At 56.3% G+C, this 19213-nt stretch carries 16 protein-coding genes; 6 read left to right on the top strand and 10 right to left on the bottom strand.

All coding sequences use genetic code 11. The annotated features are described in order from the left end of the window. Positions 1-146 precede the first annotated feature (146 nt). Together degQ and degS are read left to right on the top strand one after the other, a co-directional pair. Positions 147-1514 (top strand): serine endoprotease DegQ, encoded by a 1368-nt coding sequence (degQ, locus tag UR289_RS08155; RefSeq protein WP_320709706.1) that lies wholly within the window; start codon positions 147-149, stop codon positions 1512-1514. Between the two features lie 91 nt (positions 1515-1605). Beyond that, positions 1606-2673: an outer membrane-stress sensor serine endopeptidase DegS gene (gene degS / locus UR289_RS08150; RefSeq protein ID WP_023309386.1), complete on the top strand. Its 1068-nt coding sequence runs from the start codon at positions 1606-1608 to the stop codon at positions 2671-2673. 57 nt (positions 2674-2730) lie between these two features. On the opposite strand, the gene mdh is transcribed toward degS, so the two are convergent. Beyond that, entirely contained in the window at positions 2731-3669 is a 939-nt protein-coding gene (gene mdh, locus UR289_RS08145) for a malate dehydrogenase (RefSeq protein WP_023309387.1), read from the bottom strand. A 397-nt stretch (positions 3670-4066) separates the two neighbouring features. Here mdh and argR point away from each other — a divergent pair, with 397 nt between their 5' ends. From argR to yhcN (UR289_RS08130), 3 genes are all read left to right on the top strand, one after another. Next, entirely contained in the window at positions 4067-4537 is a 471-nt protein-coding gene (gene argR, locus UR289_RS08140) for a transcriptional regulator ArgR (protein ID WP_023309388.1), read from the top strand. 375 nt (positions 4538-4912) lie between these two features. After that, complete coding sequence (gene yhcN / locus UR289_RS08135) at positions 4913-5176, top strand: peroxide/acid stress response protein YhcN (RefSeq protein ID WP_023309389.1); 264 nt, start codon at positions 4913-4915, stop codon at positions 5174-5176. Positions 5177-5286: 110 nt separating this feature from the next. Beyond that, a complete protein-coding gene (gene yhcN / locus UR289_RS08130; protein ID WP_032659672.1) occupies positions 5287-5553 on the top strand; it encodes a peroxide/acid stress response protein YhcN in 267 nt (88 codons plus the stop codon). A gap of 61 nt (positions 5554-5614) precedes the next feature. On the opposite strand, the gene UR289_RS08125 is transcribed toward yhcN (UR289_RS08130), so the two are convergent. The 5 genes from UR289_RS08125 to aaeX all read right to left on the bottom strand — a co-directional run bounded on the left by UR289_RS08125 (position 5615) and on the right by aaeX (position 10594). After that, a complete protein-coding gene (locus UR289_RS08125) occupies positions 5615-5887 on the bottom strand; it encodes a barstar family protein (protein ID WP_023309391.1) in 273 nt (90 codons plus the stop codon). 45 nt (positions 5888-5932) lie between these two features. Then, positions 5933-7387, bottom strand: coding sequence for an NAD-dependent succinate-semialdehyde dehydrogenase (locus tag UR289_RS08120; RefSeq protein WP_032659670.1), 1455 nt, complete (start codon positions 7385-7387; stop codon positions 5933-5935). A 90-nt stretch (positions 7388-7477) separates the two neighbouring features. Then, positions 7478-9445: a p-hydroxybenzoic acid efflux pump subunit AaeB gene (aaeB, locus tag UR289_RS08115; protein ID WP_320709701.1), complete on the bottom strand. Its 1968-nt coding sequence runs from the start codon at positions 9443-9445 to the stop codon at positions 7478-7480. A 5-nt stretch (positions 9446-9450) separates the two neighbouring features. Continuing rightward, complete coding sequence (gene aaeA / locus UR289_RS08110; protein ID WP_023309394.1) at positions 9451-10383, bottom strand: p-hydroxybenzoic acid efflux pump subunit AaeA; 933 nt, start codon at positions 10381-10383, stop codon at positions 9451-9453. Positions 10384-10390: 7 nt separating this feature from the next. Further along, positions 10391-10594 carry a p-hydroxybenzoic acid efflux pump operon protein AaeX gene (gene aaeX / locus UR289_RS08105; RefSeq protein WP_003860416.1) on the bottom strand — a complete coding sequence of 68 codons (204 nt, stop codon included), beginning with the start codon at positions 10592-10594 and terminating at the stop codon, positions 10391-10393. A gap of 179 nt (positions 10595-10773) precedes the next feature. On the opposite strand from aaeX, the gene aaeR reads away from it, so the two are divergent. Next, positions 10774-11700: an HTH-type transcriptional activator AaeR gene (gene aaeR / locus UR289_RS08100; RefSeq protein ID WP_023309395.1), complete on the top strand. Its 927-nt coding sequence runs from the start codon at positions 10774-10776 to the stop codon at positions 11698-11700. Positions 11701-11776: 76 nt separating this feature from the next. On the opposite strand, the gene tldD is transcribed toward aaeR, so the two are convergent. The 4 genes from tldD to UR289_RS08080 all read right to left on the bottom strand — a co-directional run bounded on the left by tldD (position 11777) and on the right by UR289_RS08080 (position 19205). Next, positions 11777-13222, bottom strand: coding sequence for a metalloprotease TldD (gene tldD, locus UR289_RS08095; protein ID WP_033146765.1), 1446 nt, complete (start codon positions 13220-13222; stop codon positions 11777-11779). Between the two features lie 84 nt (positions 13223-13306). Continuing rightward, complete coding sequence (gene yhdP, locus UR289_RS08090; RefSeq protein ID WP_320709699.1) at positions 13307-17110, bottom strand: AsmA2 domain-containing protein YhdP; 3804 nt, start codon at positions 17108-17110, stop codon at positions 13307-13309. A 42-nt stretch (positions 17111-17152) separates the two neighbouring features. Further along, positions 17153-18622 carry a ribonuclease G gene (gene rng, locus UR289_RS08085; RefSeq protein WP_010436156.1) on the bottom strand — a complete coding sequence of 490 codons (1470 nt, stop codon included), beginning with the start codon at positions 18620-18622 and terminating at the stop codon, positions 17153-17155. Beyond that, complete coding sequence (locus UR289_RS08080) at positions 18612-19205, bottom strand: Maf family protein (protein ID WP_023309398.1); 594 nt, start codon at positions 19203-19205, stop codon at positions 18612-18614. The genes rng and UR289_RS08080 overlap by 11 nt, the downstream gene beginning before the upstream one ends. Between the last annotated feature and the right edge of the window lie 8 nt (positions 19206-19213).

Below are 19213 nucleotides of genomic sequence, written 5' to 3'. Positions count from 1 at the left end.
GGCGCAGCGATTGCGCCCGTCCTTTCCTGATGACCCCAGCTATCATTTAGTTAAACACCTCATTGTTCAGCAGTTTAAAATTCAATAACATCAACGTGTTTTTAGGGCCGTTTTTCCTTTATTCCAGGTTACGAGAGTCAACATCGATGAAGAAAAAAAACCAGCTGTTGAGCGCTATCGCGTTAAGTGTCGGGTTATCTCTCTCGGCGTCCGTTCCTGTATTTGCCGCCATTCCCTCCCAGGTGCCTGGCCAGGCGGCCATTCCAAGCCTCGCGCCTATGCTGGAAAAAGTGTTGCCGGCGGTCGTCAGCGTTCAGGTTGAGGGCACCGCAGTACAAAGCCAACGCGTCCCTGAAGAACTGAAAAAATATTTTGGCGATGAGTCTCCCGACCAGCAGGCTCAGCCTTTTGAAGGCCTGGGTTCTGGCGTCATTATTGATGCGGCAAAAGGCTATATCCTGACCAACAACCACGTCATCAGCCAGGCCGATAAGATCAGCGTCCAGCTGAACGATGGCCGCGAATTTGATGCCAAACTGATCGGCGGCGATGACCAGAGCGACATCGCGCTGCTGCAGGTGCAAAACCCAAGCAACCTGACCCAGATTGCCATCGCGGATTCCGACAAACTGCGCGTCGGCGATTTTGCCGTCGCCGTAGGCAACCCCTTTGGCTTAGGGCAGACCGCCACCTCCGGGATCGTCTCGGCGCTCGGGCGCAGCGGCCTCAATCTGGAAGGGCTGGAAAACTTTATCCAGACCGATGCCTCAATCAACCGGGGTAACTCCGGCGGAGCGTTGCTCAACCTTAACGGCGAGCTGATTGGGATTAACACGGCGATTCTGGCCCCGGGCGGCGGCAGCATCGGGATCGGTTTTGCTATCCCCAGCAATATGGCCAAAACCCTGGCGCAGCAATTGAGCCAGTTCGGTGAAATCAAACGCGGGCTGCTGGGTATTAAAGGTATGGAGATGAGCGCGGATATCGCAAAAGCGTTCAATATCAACGTACAGCGCGGGGCGTTTGTCAGTGAAGTGCTGCCAAACTCCGGCTCGGCAAAAGCGGGCGTGAAATCGGGGGATGTGATCGTCAGCCTGAACGACAAACCGCTGAACAGCTTTGCAGAACTGCGCTCACGGATTGCCACGACGGAACCTGGCGCCAAAGTGAAGCTGGGCCTGATACGTGACGGTAAGCCGCTTGACGTTGAAGTGACGCTGGATAAGAGCACTTCATCCTCGGCCAGTGCGGAGCTTATCGCCCCGGCGCTACAGGGGGCTACGTTGAGCGACGGGCAGCTGAAGGACGGTACGAAAGGCATTAGCATCGACACCGTCGAGAAGAGCAGCCCTGCCGCACAGGCAGGATTGCATCAGGATGACGTGATTATCGGTGTAAACCGCAACCGCGTGCAGTCTATTGCCGAACTGCGCAAGGTGCTGGAAAGCAAACCAGCGGTTATTGCCCTGCAGGTCATGCGTGGCAATGAGTCCATCTATATTCTGTTGCGCTAAGCATTTGCGACCCGGACATCACCGCTGCGTGTGATGTCCGGATAACTCATGTTATGCTGCAAATCGTTCCTTTTTTAACGACACGCGCATCATGCTTTTAAAGCTCTTACGTTCTACTGTCATCGGTTTGATTGTCGCTGGCCTGCTGCTGCTGGCGCTGCCGTCTTTACGTCAGTTCAATAAACTGTCGGCTCCCCAGTTCGATAGCACGGATGAAACGCCGGCCACCTATAACCAGGCCGTCCGCCGTGCCGCACCTGCCGTGGTTAACGTCTATAACCGTGGTCTGAATACCTCAGCCCATAACCAGCTGGAGATCCGTACCCTCGGCTCCGGCGTAATCATGGACGAGCGCGGCTACATTATTACCAACAAGCACGTGATTAACGATGCCGACCAGATCATCGTCGCCCTGCAGGATGGCCGCGTGTTTGAGGCGTTACTCGTTGGGTCTGACAGCCTGACCGACCTGGCTGTTCTGAAAATTAACGCCACGGGCGGTTTGCCGGTCATCCCGATCAACCGTAAACGTACCCCGCATATTGGTGACGTCGTACTGGCTATCGGTAACCCTTACAACCTGGGCCAGACCATCACCCAGGGGATTATCAGCGCGACCGGTCGTATCGGTTTGAACCCCTCCGGGCGGCAGAACTTCCTGCAAACCGATGCCTCCATCAACCACGGTAACTCCGGCGGGGCGCTGGTCAACTCGCTGGGCGAGCTGATGGGCATCAACACCCTCTCGTTCGATAAGAGTAACGACGGTGAGACGCCGGAAGGGATCGGCTTCGCCATTCCGTTCCAGCTGGCGACCAAAATCATGGATAAACTGATCCGCGACGGACGCGTGATCCGCGGCTATATCGGTATCGGCGGGCGCGAAATTGCACCGATGCATACCCAGGGCGGCGGTATCGATCAGATTCAGGGTATTGTGGTTAACGAGGTGGCACCGGGTGGTCCGGCGGCTAACGCAGGGATTCAGGTAAACGATGTCATTGTGTCGGTCAACGGCACGCCAGCGGTCTCTGCGCTGGAGACGATGGATCAGGTGGCAGAAATTCGCCCGGGTTCTATCATCCCTGTTGAGGTCATGCGCAACGATAAGAAACTGACGCTGCACGTGACGATTCAGGAATACCCGGCCACTAACTGACAGGCATAAAAAAACGGAGCGATAAGCTCCGTTTTTTTTACCGGGAGACGGTTCGTATTACTTGTTAACGAACTCTTCGCCCAGGGTGATATCTTTCTTCAGCGTATCCAGCATGCCTTCCATCGCGTGTTGTTCAAACGCGCTCAGCGTACCAATGGATTTACGCTCTTCGATACCGTTTTTACCCAGCAGCAGCGGCTGAGAGAAGAAGCGAGCGTGTTCGCCATCGCCTTCAACGTAAGCGCATTCAACAACGCCTTTCTCGCCCTGCAGAGCGCGAACCAGTGACAGACCAAAACGCGCAGCCGCCTGGCCCATAGACAGGGTTGCAGAACCGCCACCCGCCTTCGCTTCCACCACTTCGGTGCCCGCGTTCTGGATGCGTTTAGTCAGGTCAGCCACTTCCTGCTCGGTGAAGCTCACGCCTGGGATCTGCGACAGCAGAGGCAGGATAGTGACGCCAGAGTGACCGCCGATTACCGGTACTTCCACTTCTGTTGGCTGCTTGCCTTTCAGCTCAGCAACAAAGGTGTTGGAACGGATGATATCCAGCGTGGTTACGCCGAACAGTTTGTTTTTGTCGTAAACACCCGCTTTCTTCAGCACTTCTGCCGCGATAGCCACGGTGGTGTTCACCGGGTTAGTGATGATCCCGATGCATGCTTTCGGGCAGATTTCTGCAATCTGCTGCACCAGGTTTTTCACGATGCCCGCGTTGACGTTGAACAGGTCTGAACGATCCATGCCTGGCTTACGCGCCACGCCTGCAGAAATCAGCACCACGTCGGCACCCTGCAGCGCAGGACGTGCATCTTCACCGGAGAAGCCTTTGATTTTTACAGCAGTCGGGATGTGGCTCAGGTCAACCGCCACACCTGGGGTTACCGGAGCAATATCGTACAGGGAGAGTTCTGAGCCTGAAGGCAGTTGGGTTTTCAGTAGTAGGGCAAGCGCCTGGCCGATACCACCAGCAGCGCCGAGGACTGCGACTTTCATCCTAAACTCCTTATTATGGTTAACTTAAGTATCTGTAAATCCGTTGCGGCGACCATAATTCAGCAAGTAAATAATTACAATTTTCATAGCTAAAGAATTTGAGGTCACGCGACTTTATCTCTCACCAGAAGACTATCTGACGACAGAGGGCAACGCATTAAGAGGTGGTTACAATACACCCTGCCCCGCCACCAAAACAACATCATTTTGATAACATTTAATTTACTTTTAAGCTTATTTGCGCGGCGTGACCCAGGCATGTTTTCTGATAACGAAATCTGATAAAATCACTCCCTTTCATAACATTATTTCAGCCTGGCGCTGAGTAGATAATTTGCATAAAAATTCATCCACATGCATAATAATGTTGTTTCTATCGTCATATTCCGGGTGACTTATGCGAAGCTCGTCTAAGCAAGAAGAATTAGTAAAGGCGTTTAAGGCGCTACTCAAAGAAGAGAAATTCAGTTCTCAGGGAGAAATTGTTCAGGCGCTGCAGGAACAAGGCTTCGATAACATCAACCAGTCGAAAGTCTCCCGCATGTTAACGAAATTTGGCGCGGTGCGTACGCGTAACGCCAAGATGGAGATGGTGTATTGCCTGCCGGCAGAACTTGGCGTGCCGACCACCTCCAGCCCGCTCAAAAACCTGGTTCTGGATATCGATCATAACGACGCCGTCGTGGTGATCCACACAAGCCCGGGTGCCGCGCAGCTGATTGCCCGCATGCTGGACTCGCTGGGTAAAACGGAAGGTATCCTCGGGACTATCGCCGGTGATGACACCATCTTTACCACACCGGCTAGCGGTTTCTCCGTGAAAGATCTCCACGAAGCCATTCTGGTACTGTTCGAACAGGAACTCTAATCCCCTCTCCCCGTAGCGCCGCTGCGGGGATCGTTCTGCTTCCGCTGCGTTCTCCCCTCTTTTCTACTGCCCTTCACTTTGACAAATAGTGCTTTTTACCACCTATTAACATTCATCTGGTGAATGCTAAATCAAAAAATCGCACAAAAAATCAAAAGCTGATATTCATATGATTTTATTAGATATAACCAACAAAAATGAACAAAAAACGCCCAATATTATGCAATTTGGTTATAAAAAACAGACTGGTTAACACGTAATAACAATAGAAACCATTAGTCTGGTATTAATTTTTACCGTTATTAGTGTATACTTGATTTTGTGATGAGGGTCACGAAACAAGACCCCACTAAAAAATTCGACGAGGTAAAAATCATGAAAATCAAATCAACTGTAGCGGCGCTCAGCGTCCTGTCCGTCCTGTCATTCGGTGCTTTCGCAGCTGACTCTATCAATGCTGACCAGGCGCAATCCCGTCAGGCCATCGGTACGGTTTCTGTCGGCGCGGTCGGCACATCGCCAATGGACATGCATGAGATGCTGAACAAAAAAGCGGAAGAACAGGGTGCGTCATCCTATCGCATCATCGAAGCGCGTTCCGGTGACCACTGGCACGCCACCGCTGAGCTGTACAAATAAGTTTTAGTAATAACTGAAGACGTAAATCTCCACTCAACGGCACCAGGCATAAAAATAGCGGTTCAACCCTTCTCGCCGTTGAGTAAAAACCCTATTCAGGAGTAAAGACTATGAAAACCAAATTGATCATCGCAACCCTTGGTCTGGCATCCGTTCTCTCTTTCGGCGCGAGCGCAGCCGTACAGCAGGTGAATGCCGACCAGGCACAAAATCTACAGCGTATGGGCAGCGTCTCCGTAACGTCTGTCACTGGTTCACCGATGGATATTCGTCACGAACTTGCCGCCAAAGCTGAAAAAGCAGGCGCCAGCAGCTATCGCGTCACCGAACTGAATCAGGGTGACCACTGGCATGCAACGGCAGAGCTGTATAAATAAACCCTCGTCGTATCTCATCATACGACTTGCCCCTGGCCTTATGGTCAGGGGCTTTTTTCATTCAATGCCGCGCGTTAAAGCGCAGCTGACCTTCAAGCTCTTCTTCCGCTTCATCGAACAGCAATATCAGCGCGCCAAAACGTCTTCGCAGCTTATCGGGCAAATGGATGAACTCAATTTCCAGCGGTAGCGGCAACTGACTGCCGGTGACCACGTCCCACAGCGTATCCAGATTCGTCACGCTTTCCCGTTCAAGATCAAACGCCCGGATAAATTCACGGTAGAAGTCTTCCTGACTGTCGATCTCGTCAAAATCAAACGTATAGGTTTTCATTGCCAGCCACCCAGTCCAGGCGAGCGGCAGATGCCGCCCTGTCTATTATAATCCCCCAATATGCAGGGTTTTAACTTCCAGATACTCTTCCAGTCCCAGCACGGAGCCCTCTCGTCCAAGACCTGACTCTTTTACGCCGCCAAAGGGCCCAAGCTCCGTGGAGACGGCGCACTCGTTGATGCCGATCATCCCGCTCTCGATGGCCTGTGAAACGCGGAAGACCCTTGAGAGATTCTGGGTGTAGAAGTAAGCCGCCAGCCCATAGGGCGTGTTGTTGGCGCGCTGGATGACTTCATCTTCCGAGGTGAAACGGAAGCACGCCGCCACCGGGCCAAACGTCTCTTCTTCTGCCAGCTTCATGCCTTCATGGCAGTCGCCCAGCACGGTTGGCATCCAGAAATTTCCGCCAAGCGGATGGGGCTTACCCCCAGCCAGTACGGTTGCGCCCCGGGCAACGGCGTCGTCGACATGCTCACGCACCTTGTTGACCGCCGAAGGTTCAATCAGCGGCCCGACGACCACCCCCTCTTCGAGACCATTACCCACCTTCAGCGCCTTCACCGCATCGGCGAGTTTATTCACAAATTTGTCGTAGACGGTTTCCTGAATATAAAAACGGTTCACGCTGACGCAGACCTGCCCGGCATTGCGGAACTTGTTGGCGATCGCGCCCTTAACCGCCGCGTCGATGTCCGCATCCTCAAAAACGATATACGGGGCATTTCCCCCCAGCTCCATCGAGACTTTTTTCATGGTTTCTGCGGCGTTACGCACCAGCGTTTTGCCGACGGAGGTTGAGCCGGTAAAGGAGATTTTACGCACGTCGCGGCTTGCCATGATCGCATCGCTGATTTCATGCGTATTCCCGGCGACGGCGTTGAGAACACCGTCGGGCACACCGGCCTGTTTCGCCAGCGTAAGCAGCGCAAATGCGCTGAGCGGCGTGTTGTTGGCCGGTTTAATGACCCCGGTGCATCCTGCTGCCAGCGCCGGGCCTAACTTGCGGGTGAGCATGGCCATCGGGAAGTTCCACGGCGTAATCGCCGCGACCACGCCAATGGGTTCACGGGTCGCCAGAATGCGTGAGCCGGGTTTTATCGGCGGAATAATTTCACCGTTCGCGCGTTTGGCCTCTTCGGCAAACCACTGGATAAAGCTGGCGGCGTACTCGACTTCTCCCTCCGCTTCTTTCAGGGGTTTGCCCTGTTCGGTGGTCATCAACCGCCCGAGCCAGCTTTTATTCTCAATAATCAGTTCGTACCAGCGGTAGAGAATCGCCGAGCGTTCTTTCGCGGTTTTGGCACGCCATGCCGGGAAGGCCTGGGTAGCCGCTGCAATAGCGTCTTCGGTTTGCGCTTTACCCGCTTTTGCGACTTTAGCAATGACCTCGCCGGTCGCGGGATTCAGCACATCAAAGGTTGTATCCAGCGTTTTCCAGATTCCGTTGACCAGATAACCGGTCTGAAAAAGGATGTGGTCCTGAAGCGCCTGGGTCGTCATGTGTTCTCCCTTTCTGAAATGTAAGAACGTGCTGGAATAAGTATAGCCACAAAAAAACCGACGCTTTTGGCGTCGGTTTTTTTACTTCAGTCAGTTATCCGTGAGGGCATTCTGGTAGCGATGCAGCATAAACACCAGCCGTCCCACCGGCTCGGTCACCTGAGGAGGCGCCTCCCAGTGCTTGAGCTTTTCCTGATAGGTATCGAGCTCTTCAAGCAGCTGCGTAAAGTAGCGACGCCGTTTGTCATCGCTGCTGGCAGAAAGCACGTGATCGGCGGTACGACGCAGCTGGCGGTGGTATGCCGACAAATCGTCGTTGATCGGCACGGGCGCGTTACGCAAACGCTGGTGCGCAATGATCATGGTTAACGCCAGGCGGAACTTCGCGATATCGCCCGGGAACTTGTTCAGCAGCAAAAACAGCTGCTGGTAGAGCGCGGGCAGGTGGTTCTCTTTACGGCGCGCGGTATTGGTTGTCAAAGACGACACGGCAGCCGACACAAACTGGTTCAGCAGCACGCGGCCCGTTCTTGCCTGCGAGTTATCCCGCACCAGCATTATCACCATCATGGCCAGGAAGCAGCCCACCAGCTGGCCTAACGCGCTGTCGAGGAACTGGCTGAAATGGAAGGTCATCGGGTTATCGAGCACGATGATGTTAATCGTACTCGCCAGCGCCCCCAGCGATCCCAGACGCCGCTTTTGCACTTCAATGCCGATAAAGAACGCCATTACCGCCAGGCTAATACAGAGCAACAGCATGCTCTGTTGCGTCGACGGGATGATGACCAGGAAATAGAGCGCGCCTATCGGCAACGCGGCAATCGTGCCGTAAAGGAAATCAATGGCGACCATACGCGGGTTAGGCAGGCGCATCGCCAGTGCGGTCACAACGGCAATCATCACCATCGCGCCGCTGCCGGACGTCCAGCCCGTCCACAGCCAGAACAGCGTGCCGAGCATGCAGGCAAGCGTCGTACGCCAGAAATTGACCATGGCGTGATGACGCTCGGCGGATTCCGCCTTGATCACCACTTCCCCCTGCAGCACCTCTTCTTCCGCCGCGCTGATTTTGGTGTTACCGATCACGCCGCGCTTCAGAAGCAGATAGCGCGTCGCGGCGCCGACCCAGGTGTAGATGGTTACCGGCGTGTCGCGCTCCCCGGTCCAGGCAATCACCCGGCGCATGCGCTTAAGCTGCTTATGCACGTCCTGTACGGTTTCCACCGGCTCGGCAAACAGTTCGCGGAACGTATCGGTGACCGCTTCCGGCCGGGTGTTCTGAATCAGATAGGTTTCACAGGCCTGGGTAATCAGCGTCAGAGAGACGGTGTTGAGGGCTTTCAGGCGTCGATTCGCGCGGGCCCAGCGCGACGACTCCATATTAAGGTTGCTGCGCATTCCTTCCAGCGCCTGCGTACGACGTACCAGCCCGCTCCAGGCTTTATCCACCTCTTCGCTGTCGCCATGCTTAATGCACAGCTGCATCAGCTGATACTGGGCAACAATCAGCGCGTCGAGCTCACGGTCGACTTCCTGCTTGATGGAGCGCGGAGAGAAAAGCAGGTCAGCGACGATCGCGCTGACAATGCCAATCACAATCTCGCTGCAGCGCTCAACCGCAAACTGCGGGGCGAGCAGCGGTTCGCTTTGGATAGTGATGACAATAATCAGCGCGGTATAGCCCGCCAGTCCCCAGGCGTAGGAGTTCTCCACTTTCACCAGAGACGAGATCCAGGTGCAGAAACCCGCCCAGATACAGCACACCATCAGCATCAGCAGCGGGGTGCGGATCATCAAAATAATAATGGTCAGCGCCGCGAAACAGCCGATAAACGTCCCGATGATACGCAGCATCCCGCGATAGCGGATCGCGCCAGAATAGGGCTCCCCGCCCGCGGCAAAGGCAGGGCCCGCCGCGACAATCGCAGCCGTCAGCACTGCCCAGCGAGGGGTTTCAAGCTGGAAGTGAAAGCCAACAAACAGCGCCAGCACGATGGCGCACGCCAGCTTCACGGCGAAGCGAATGTGCTGGCTGGCGATGGAAAAGATACCCATGGCGATTAACCAAACTCGCGAAGGCGGTGGGCAATTTTACGGAAGAACGAGTCCTGGCTGGCATCCCGGTCCTTTTCACCGGTGATCACCACCGTCGCCGTAGTACCCGCAGGCCACAGATTTCCCTGCTGTTCATCAAGATGAATACGTACCGGCACGCGCTGGGCCAGACGCACCCACTCCAGGTTGGAATCGACCGTCGCCATCCCTTTGGCATCGTTAGAGCTGCTGGAGTTAGTCACCCCTGCGGCAACGCTGTCGACGGTGCCTTTAAAGACGCGGTTGCTGCCGAGCGGCGTAATTTCAGCCCGATAACCCGGGCGCACGCCTTCCAGCTTGGTCTCTTCCATATAGGCGAGCACGTAGAAGGAGTTCTGTTTAACCAGCGCCACGGCAGTTGAGCCACGGGTAATGAATTCCCCGGCATAGACGTTGAGGTTGGTCACCCAGCCATCGGACGGCGCGCGGATCACGGTGCGCTCGAGATCGAGCTTCGCCAGATCGCGCGTTGCCTGCGCTTTCGCCAGCTGGTGCAGCACGGTTTGCAGCACGTTGTTGGACTGATCAATCTCTTCACGGGACATTGCCTGAACGCCCAGCTGATTACGGCGCCCTGCCTCGCGGCGTTTCTCCGCAGCCAGCGCCTGGTAATAGGCCACGTCCGCTTCCGCCTCTTCCAGCGCTTTCTGGTAACGAGGCTGGTCGATGGTGAACAGGACCTGATCTTTCTTCACCAGCTGGTTATCGTGGACGTTGACCGCTGTGATAAGACCGGCCACGTCAGGGGCTATTGCCACCACATCGGCGCTGAAGCGTGCATCACGCGTCCACGGTGATTCGGTGTAATAAACCCAGGCGCGGAAAATAGCGATGAAGGCGAGGATAACCAGCGCCATCGTGATGGCGGTGCGGGAGATTTTTCTTGTTAGCGTTTTCACATCAACCTCAGACAAACATGCGCGATATCAGATAAAACAGGCAGCAATACAGCGCGGTATTGAACAATGCAGGGTGCCAGACGAAATCGTAGATCCCGGTAGGGACCAGCACCTTGCGCACCAGCCAGAAGATCGCCAGTGATAAAAGAAGCTCGAAAAATATCGGTGGGAACGACAGACCGAACACCACGATAACGGGAAACAGACTCATGTTGACCTTGATAAGAGAGAGTGCAGGCTTCAGAATTTTTTAGCGCACGCCACCGCAGGAGAGCAAGAAACGCCGGGCGAGAATGGCGCAGCCGTTATGTAATTAATAATATATTAACGTAACTGTTATGCTGTTATCTATAATATGTGATCTAAATCACTTTTAAGCCAGAGTGAACAATGGAACGTTTAAAACGCATGTCGGTCTTCGCCAAAGTGGTTGAGCTGGGCTCTTTTACCGCCGCTGCACGCCAGCTTCAGATGAGCGTCTCATCCATCAGCCAGACGGTGTCCAAACTGGAAGATGAGCTTCAGGTCAAGCTGCTCAACCGCAGTACCCGCAGCATTGGGCTGACCGAAGCGGGTAAAATTTACTATCAGGGCTGTCGCCGTATGCTGCTTGAAGTGCAGGATGTTCACGAACAGCTCTATGCCTTCAACAACACCCCCATCGGCACGCTGCGCATCGGGTGTTCTTCAACTATGGCACAAAATGTTCTCGCTGCCATGACCGCGGATATGCTGAAAGAGTACCCCGGTCTTACGGTCAATCTGGTGACGGGTATCCCGGCGCCGGACCTGATTGCCGACGGGCTGGACGTGGTGATCCGCGTCGGCGCGTTGCAGGATTCCAGCCTGTTCTCGCGACGGCTGGGCAGCATGCCGATGGTCGTCTGCGCCTCGAAAAGCTATCTGGCGCAGTACGGCGTTCCGGAGAAACCCGCCGATCTCACCAACCACTCGTGGCTGGAGTACAGCGTGCGGCCCGATAATGAATTTGAGCTGATCGCTCCGGAAGGGATCTCCACCAGGCTGCTGCCGGAAGGACGGTTTGTCACTAACGATCCGATGACGATTTCACGCTGGCTGGTGGCCGGCGCCGGGATCGCCTACGTGCCGTTAATGTGGGTGATCAACGAGATCAACAGCGGCGTGCTGGAGATCCTCTTCCCGCGCTACCAGTCCGATCCGCGTCCGGTGTACGCCCTGTATACCGAAAAAGACAAACTTCCGCTCAAGGTGCAGGTGTGTATTAACTATCTGACCGAATATTTTGTGGACGTGGCGGAGCTGTTTCAGGGGATGCGGGGGAGAAGGAAAGAGTAGGCCTTTTTTCATAAGGACGAGGAAAAAAGACAGCGTGGAGCAGTACCCTCTCCCCTTTGGGGAGAGGGTCAGGAAATTACGCCGTACCGCCCACCGTCAGGTTGTCCACCTTCAGCGTTGGCTGGCCTACGCCAACCGGCAGGCTCTGGCCCTCTTTACCGCAGACGCCCACGCCGTTATCCAGCTTCAGATCGTTACCGACCATAGAGATCTGCTGCATGGCTTCGATACCGGAGCCAATCAGCGTCGCCCCCTTCACCGCTTTGGTCACTTTGCCTTTCTCGATCAGATACGCTTCTGACGTGGAGAAAACAAACTTACCGGAGGTGATGTCCACCTGGCCGCCGCCAAAGTTTGGCGCAAAGATACCGTAATCGACGGATTCGATAATCTCCTGCGGCGTCGATTTGCCCGGCAGCATGTACGTGTTGGTCATGCGCGGCATCGGCAGATGCGCGTAAGATTCACGGCGTCCGTTGCCCGTCGGCGCGACGCCCATCAGGCGCGCGTTAAGTTTGTCCTGCATGTAGCCTTTCAGCACGCCGTTTTCGATCAGCACATTGTACTGCCCTGGCGTACCTTCATCGTCGATAGCCACCGAGCCGCGACGATCGCACATGGTGCCGTCATCCACCACGGTGCACAGCTCAGAGGAGACAAGCTGCCCGATTTGACCGCTGAACACGGACGTCCCGCGACGGTTAAAGTCGCCTTCCAGGCCGTGGCCTACGGCTTCGTGTAACAGCACGCCCGGCCAGCCGGCGCCCAGCACCACCGGGAATGAGCCCGCCGGCGCCGCGACGGCATTAAGATTCACCAGCGCCATGCGCACGGCTTCTTTCGCCCACGCGTCGGCGCGTGCTTCACCGTCAACGTCGCCCAGGAACCAGTCATAGCCGAAACGACCGCCGCCGCCGCTTGAGCCGCGCTCGCGTTTGCCGTCGTCATCGACCTGCACGCTGATAGAGAGGCGCACCAGCGGGCGAACGTCTGCCGCAAGGGTACCGTCCGTTGCCGCAACCAGAATCAACTCATACACGCCGCTCAGGCTGGCAGAAACTTCCTGCACGCGTTTGTCCGCCGCGCGGGCGACTTTGTCCACGCGACGCAGGATATCCAGCTTCTCTTCACGGCTCATGCTCTGCAGCGGATCGATGCTGGTATAGAGCGCAGAGTGCTGCACTTCTCCCAGTGTTTTCACGCGACCATCGCCGGTATCACGCACAATGGTACGCGCGGCCTGCGCGCTCTGCTCGAGTGCGGCAAGGCTAATCTGATCGGCATAGGCAAAACCGGTTTTCTCGCCGCTGACGGCACGGACGCCGACGCCCTGGTCAATGTTGTAGGAGCCATCTTTGATGATGCTGTCTTCTAAAACCCAGGATTCGTGATAGCTCGACTGGAAATAAAGGTCGCCGTAGTCGAGACGGCGTTCGGTCAGTTGACCAAGAATGGAGAACAGGTCCTGATGGCTCAGGCCGTTCGCTGCGAGCAAATGTTCACTTACCAGGTTCAGACTCATCGTATTGCTACTCGTTCGTTGCCGCCCGTGGCGGTATAAAGATCGTATTTATTGAGAGTGAGGCAATTACCTGCCCACGTCAAATCATTGCTGTGCATCTTTGCGCGGCTGGCGCAGCACCTCGTTAATCTGCGGTTTATCTACCGGACCGGTAATGCGGTAGCGCAGAATGGAGACCTTGCTCCACAGCGGCCCCAGCACTTTGCTGGCGGCAAACACTGCCGCACCGACAATCGGGTTCACCACAAAGGCCGCCGCCACGCCCACGCTCGCGGAAATTTCCGGTGCCACCACGGCTTCCATATCCAGCTCGCGTCGCACGAGGTTAACGGAGCCTTTCATGGCGATATCCGCTTCCAGGCCATCCACCAGCGTGTCGTCCGTATGCAGAACGCCGTCCTTGATCCACGCCGTGCTGCGGATGGAATCGTAGTAGAAACCTTCGCTGAAGGTATCGCTGAAATCGAAGCGCAGCTTGCGCAGCAGCGCATCAAAACTCAGCAGGCGCAGGATCTGCCCGGCGCGCCCCGTGCTCACGTCGGCAATTTCACCTTTACCAAAGTGGGTTTTCAGAATGCCGTTCAGCGAGGCTTCATCCGGCTTCCACGGGGCGTCACGCCAGTGAAGATCGTAATCGACGTCAAACGATGAGCCGCGCAGCGGCGTGCTGATACCAAAGAAATTGGCTGCCGCATCCAGCTTGTTGCCTTTAATGTCGCCCTTCAGGGACGTTCGCTGCTCGCCCGGGTTATTCACCCATTCTCCTGCGGCCGTCATGCGGCCAAAACCGGTATCAACCAGGCCACCGGAGAGCGTAAGCGTGTTGGCCTGGATGGTGAAATCGCCGTCAATACGGCCATATTTCTGCCCCCACAGCCAGCACTCTGCACAGCGTAACTGGAGATCGGGCCAGCCGCTAAAATCGACGCGGGAGACATTGCTCAGCGGCGACGTCTCTGCCGGTTTATCTTTCCCGCTCGCGGCGCTTGCCGGGTTGTAGTAGAGGTAGCGGATCGCCGCCTGCCACGGCGCGTGATTGCGCATGGTCAGCGTGCCGTTGATCTCCCTTCCCTGGGCCTCCACCTTCGTGCCGTTAGCGCCAGGCTGTGAAACCAGGCTCAGGTTGTTCCACTGCTGCCCGCCCAGCATCAGTGACGGCGTGCGTACGGTAATGGCCTGCGGGAACTGGGCGGTTTCATCAACGTTTTGCCCAACGCCTTTCTGGAACAGCGCCAGCCACTCAGCACCGTCCATCGGCGGGAGATTCAGCTCAATGCCCGCCTGCTCCGGCAGAGGCGGCGTGGAGCGGCTATCCGTTGTCCAGATGGCTTTGTCGAGGGTGAGCTTGCGGTTAAGCAGCCAGCGGCTGTTGAAGTGGTTTGTCCCGCCCGCGCTTCCGGTCAGCGCGAAGCTGTTCAGGTTGCCATCGACGTTCAGCTTTACCGGCAGCGGCTGTCCGGCCTGTTTATCCAGCGGCGCAGGCAGCTGGCTCTGAAGGTTTTTCAGATCGCCCGTGATGTCGACCTTATACTGAGCACCCGCGTGATAAGGCAGGTCGATTGCCACTTTACCCTGCCAGGCGACTGCGCCCTGCACTGACGCCTCAATGGGTTTCGGCAGGACCTCCATGCGCGCTGGCTGCCAGTTACCGTCCAGATTGACGGCTACCTGATAAGCCTTTTCACCCTCGGTGGTCGTGAAGTCGATATTAACGGGCTGATTAAACCAGCTGGCCGTAAGCGGCTCGCTCTTCAGGTTTCCGTTGTCAAAGCTGAACTGCCCGCTGAGATTTTTCAGCGTGCTCTCAAGGGGTTTGATGAACAGGCTGTTGTTCTTAAGGCGGACGTCGCCTTTGGCGGTGGTCATCTCGCCGTCCAGCGGGATATCAAGATGTAAGCGAGCATTCACATCGCCATCAAGCTGTAGCTGCTGGAGCGTCGCCGCCAGCGAATCTTTCAGGGGCGTCTCCTCAAAGTACGGCCCCACCGCTTTGCCCGGGCCATTGATGTCGGCATCAATCAGCAGCTTCTCTTTGGAGTAATCCGGGATGTTGGCCGTCAGGTTGCTGGCCGTCACGCCGCCCAGCGCCACGCTGTCGGACTTCATCCATAGTCCGTCATTGAGGAAGTTGAGCTCGATATCCAGGTCTTTCAGCGCGGGCCAGCCGGGCTGGAACGCAAATGTCGCGTTATGCAGCGGCACCAGCACCTGGAACTGGCCTTCATTATGTTTGTACGGGAAAAGATGCGGGTTACCGCCGTACACCAGCGTGGCATTGTCCGCCTGACCGCCCTGAATCGCGCCGCTGAGATAGTCCACTAGGGCTTTTCCCATCAGGTTTTCCGGGAAGTAGCGCCAGGCCTGAGAGCCGTCATCGGTGCTGATCCCGGCCAGAATGCCCAGCCACGGCTCATCGCCTTCAGGCTGCAGATAGCGGAAATCGCCGCGCGCGTGCACCGCTTTGGCTTTCACGTCGATATGGCGGCCATCAAGCTGGAAACCCTTGTCGTTACGGAGCCAGTTAAGCACCGCGCTGCCCTGTTCGATTTCCAGCGGCGCGCGGAAGACCGTCTCGTAAGGCATTTTGGCATCGTGCATATCAACCGTTAGCCTGCCGTTTTCCACGCTGCCTTCCAGCTTGCCGCTAAAGTGCTCCGCCCCCGGCAGCAGCTTCCACTGCTTCCAGGCAAGATCTTTCCACGTTGCCTGGAAGCGGGTTTTTTCCGTCGCCTGGAGCGGGATGTCCAGCCCCAGCGCATCGATCGTCCCGCTCGGCTGGGTTGCCAGCCAGATCTCGCCCAGGTCCGGAGAGAGTTTTGCCGCCATCGAGCGCAGGCCCTCAATGGCCGCCAAATCGAGGTTGCTGGCGCGGATGCGCAGCTCGTCGCTGCGTTTACTGGCCGTGCCGCCGACGTCCTGCTCCGGCATCCAGGCCAGCGTCAGCGCACCGCGCGGCCACGGCTTGCCGTCCATGGTGATGCGCGTATCCGGAATGGCAAACTGCCAGCCCTCTTTTTCCTGCGTCACGTGCGCGGTGAGGTTATCGACGGAAAGCTGATGCTGCTGTTTTTCGCCTTTCCAGCTGGCGCCCCCCTGCTTGAGCCAGATATCGCCGCTGGCAAATTCACCTTTGGTCAGGGTCAGCCAGCCTTCAAGGCTGAAACGGGCAGTCTCCAGCTGCATATTTTGCTGGAGCCAGTCGCCCAGCCACGGCTTTACGTCAACATCGTCGGCCTGCAGCCAGACTTTGCCGTTGTTTAACAGGCCGTCATCGTCCCGCAGATCCATGCGCACCTGCATCACGCCGTGCTGGCCGTTCAGGCTTGAGAGATTGACCTGCCCCTCAGCGCGGTGACGTTCTTTACCGTTGAGCCAGGTCAGCTGAGGGATCGCCAGTTCGGCGCGCTGGCCGGAGAGGGTAATGAAGCTCACTTCACTGTCGCGCAGATCGAAGTGATCGAACTGACGGAGGAAAAGATCGCTGAAGCGGTTGGCTTCCAGACCCTGACCGCTATCGCCGCCGGACAGAGGCGTATTGGTCAGGAACTGGAGTTGATAAAAGGTGAGATCGCGAAACTGCCAGCGCAGATGCAGCAGGCTTTGCCAGACGTCCAGCGCCAGGGTCACGCGTTTGATTTTCAGGTGGCCGCCATCTTTGAGGCTGGCGTTGATATCCCGGACATCGAGCGTCGGGCCAAAATTCTGCCAGTTAGCGCTAATCTGGCTTACGTTCACCGGCACGCCGGTGGTGGATTCAATTTTAGCCAGCAGTTGCGGACGCCAGCTGTCCAGATGCGGTAATACGAGGCGTAGCCCGCTCACGAGCAACGCGACAATCACGACCAGCGTTGCCCCTGTAAGCAATAAAATCCCCGGCAATCGCCTCACGCATCTCTCCTTGTCAGCTTTCGTCACGCAGCGTACTGCGTCTTACATCATCACGACGTCAAACTGCTCCTGGTTATAGAGCGGTTCAATTTGTACTTTTACCTGTTTGCCGACAAAGATTTCCACTTCCGCCAGCGCGTGTGACTCTTCGCCTTTCAGCGCTTCAGCCACCGCAGGGGAAGCATAGACCAGAAAACGATCGGAGTCGTAGGCATGATGAACACGGACGATTTCGCGCATAATTTCATAGCAGACGGTCTCAACCGTCTTTACCGTTCCGCGCCCATGGCAGGTTGGGCATTCATTACACAGCACATGCTCAACGCTCTCGCGGGTACGCTTACGCGTCATTTCCACCAGCCCCAGCTGCGAGAAGCCGTTGATGCTGGTTTTCACGCGATCTTTGCTCAGCGCCTGCTCAAGCGAGTGCAGCACGCGACGACGATGGTCTTCATTACTCATATCGATGAAGTCGATGATGATAATGCCGCCCAGATTGCGCAGACGAAGCTGCCGCGCAATGGCCTGCGTGGCTTCGATGTTGGTGTTGAAGATGGTGTCATCGAGGTTGCGATGGCCGACAAACGCGCCGGTGTTGATATCGACGGTGGTCATCGCTTCGGTCTGATCGATGATCAGATAGCCGCCGGACTTCAGCTCGACCTTACGCTCCAGCGCGCGCTGGATCTCGTTTTCGACATCATAGAGATCGAAGATCGGCTGACGCCCTGAATAATGCTCCAGCAGGCCAGGCATCTCCGGGATGTACTCAGCGGTAAATTCCAGCAGCGCTTCATAGGTCAGGCGCGAATCCACGCGAATGCGGTCGAGCTGGGCATCGGCAAAGTCGCGCAGAACGCGCTGAGCAAGGGCCAGCTCACCGTAGAGCTGGTAGCGGGTCTGGTTGCGTTTTTTACGCTCCATCACCTTTGTCCAGACGCGCTTCAGGTAAGCCGCATCCGACGCCAGGTCTTCTTCGCTGATCCCTTCCGCAGCGGTACGGATGATAAACCCGCCCTGTTCATCGCAGTAGGCGCTGACCACTTTCTTCAGACGCTCGCGCTCGGTTTCGCTCTCAATACGCTGCGAAACGCCCACGTGCGACGCGCCGGGCATAAAGACCAGATAGCGGGAAGGTAAGGTGATGTCGGTGGTCAGACGGGCGCCTTTAGTACCGAGGGGGTCTTTCACCACCTGCACCATCAGATCCTGTCCCTGACGCACCAGTTCAGAAATATCGCGCACGGCAAACTGTTTTTGCTCTTCGCCCGCGACGCACTCGGTGTGCGGCATGATATCGGAGGCATGTAAAAACGCCGCCTTATCCAGTCCAATATCTACAAAAGCCGCCTGCATACCCGGTAGTACACGACTGACACGACCTTTGTAGATATTGCCTACTATTCCGCGCCGCGCTTCACGCTCAATATGAATTTCCTGAAGAATGCCACCATCAATATAGGCCACACGGGTTTCCGATGGCGTTACGTTTACCAACAATTCAGCCGTCATAATTATCCCTTCCCTCACGCAGTGAGTTAAAATTGCTCAGCAACTCATACGTTTCCACCAGCGGTAAGCCGACTACGGCGTGATAGCTGCCATTAATCTTCCTGACAAAACAGCCACCCAGCCCCTGAATACCGTATGCACCTGCTTTATCCATTGGTTCACCGCTGGCAATATAAGCGGCGATGTCGTCGTCGGTAAGTACTCTGAACGTCACTTCGGTCACCACCAGGCAATCCAGCACGTGCTGGCGGTCAGCCAGGGCGACGGCCGTCATCACCTGATGCGTTTGTCCGGACATTTTGTGCAGCATGCGCGCCGCATGATCGGCATCGCGCGGTTTCTCAAGCACTTCACCGTTCAGAATCACGATGGTATCTGCTCCCAGCACGGGAAGATCGCGTGGCACACTGGCCACGCCCGCCTGCGCTTTCTCGCGCGCCAGGCGAGACACGTACTGTTGAGCGCTTTCGCCCTCAGCACGTTTTTCTTCAATGCCGGTAACGATGCGTTCAAAAGAGACGCCTAGCTGCGTCAGGAGTTCCTGACGGCGCGGGGAGCCGGAAGCGAGATACAAAGACGTCATAGAAACCT

This window comes from Enterobacter sp. 302C9, from assembly GCF_034106085.1.
In the GTDB taxonomy this organism is placed as follows: Bacteria; Pseudomonadota; Gammaproteobacteria; order Enterobacterales; family Enterobacteriaceae; genus Enterobacter; species Enterobacter asburiae_B.
The sequence above is the reverse complement of the archived record's forward strand: the minus strand, read 5'-3'. Positions and strand labels throughout refer to the sequence as shown.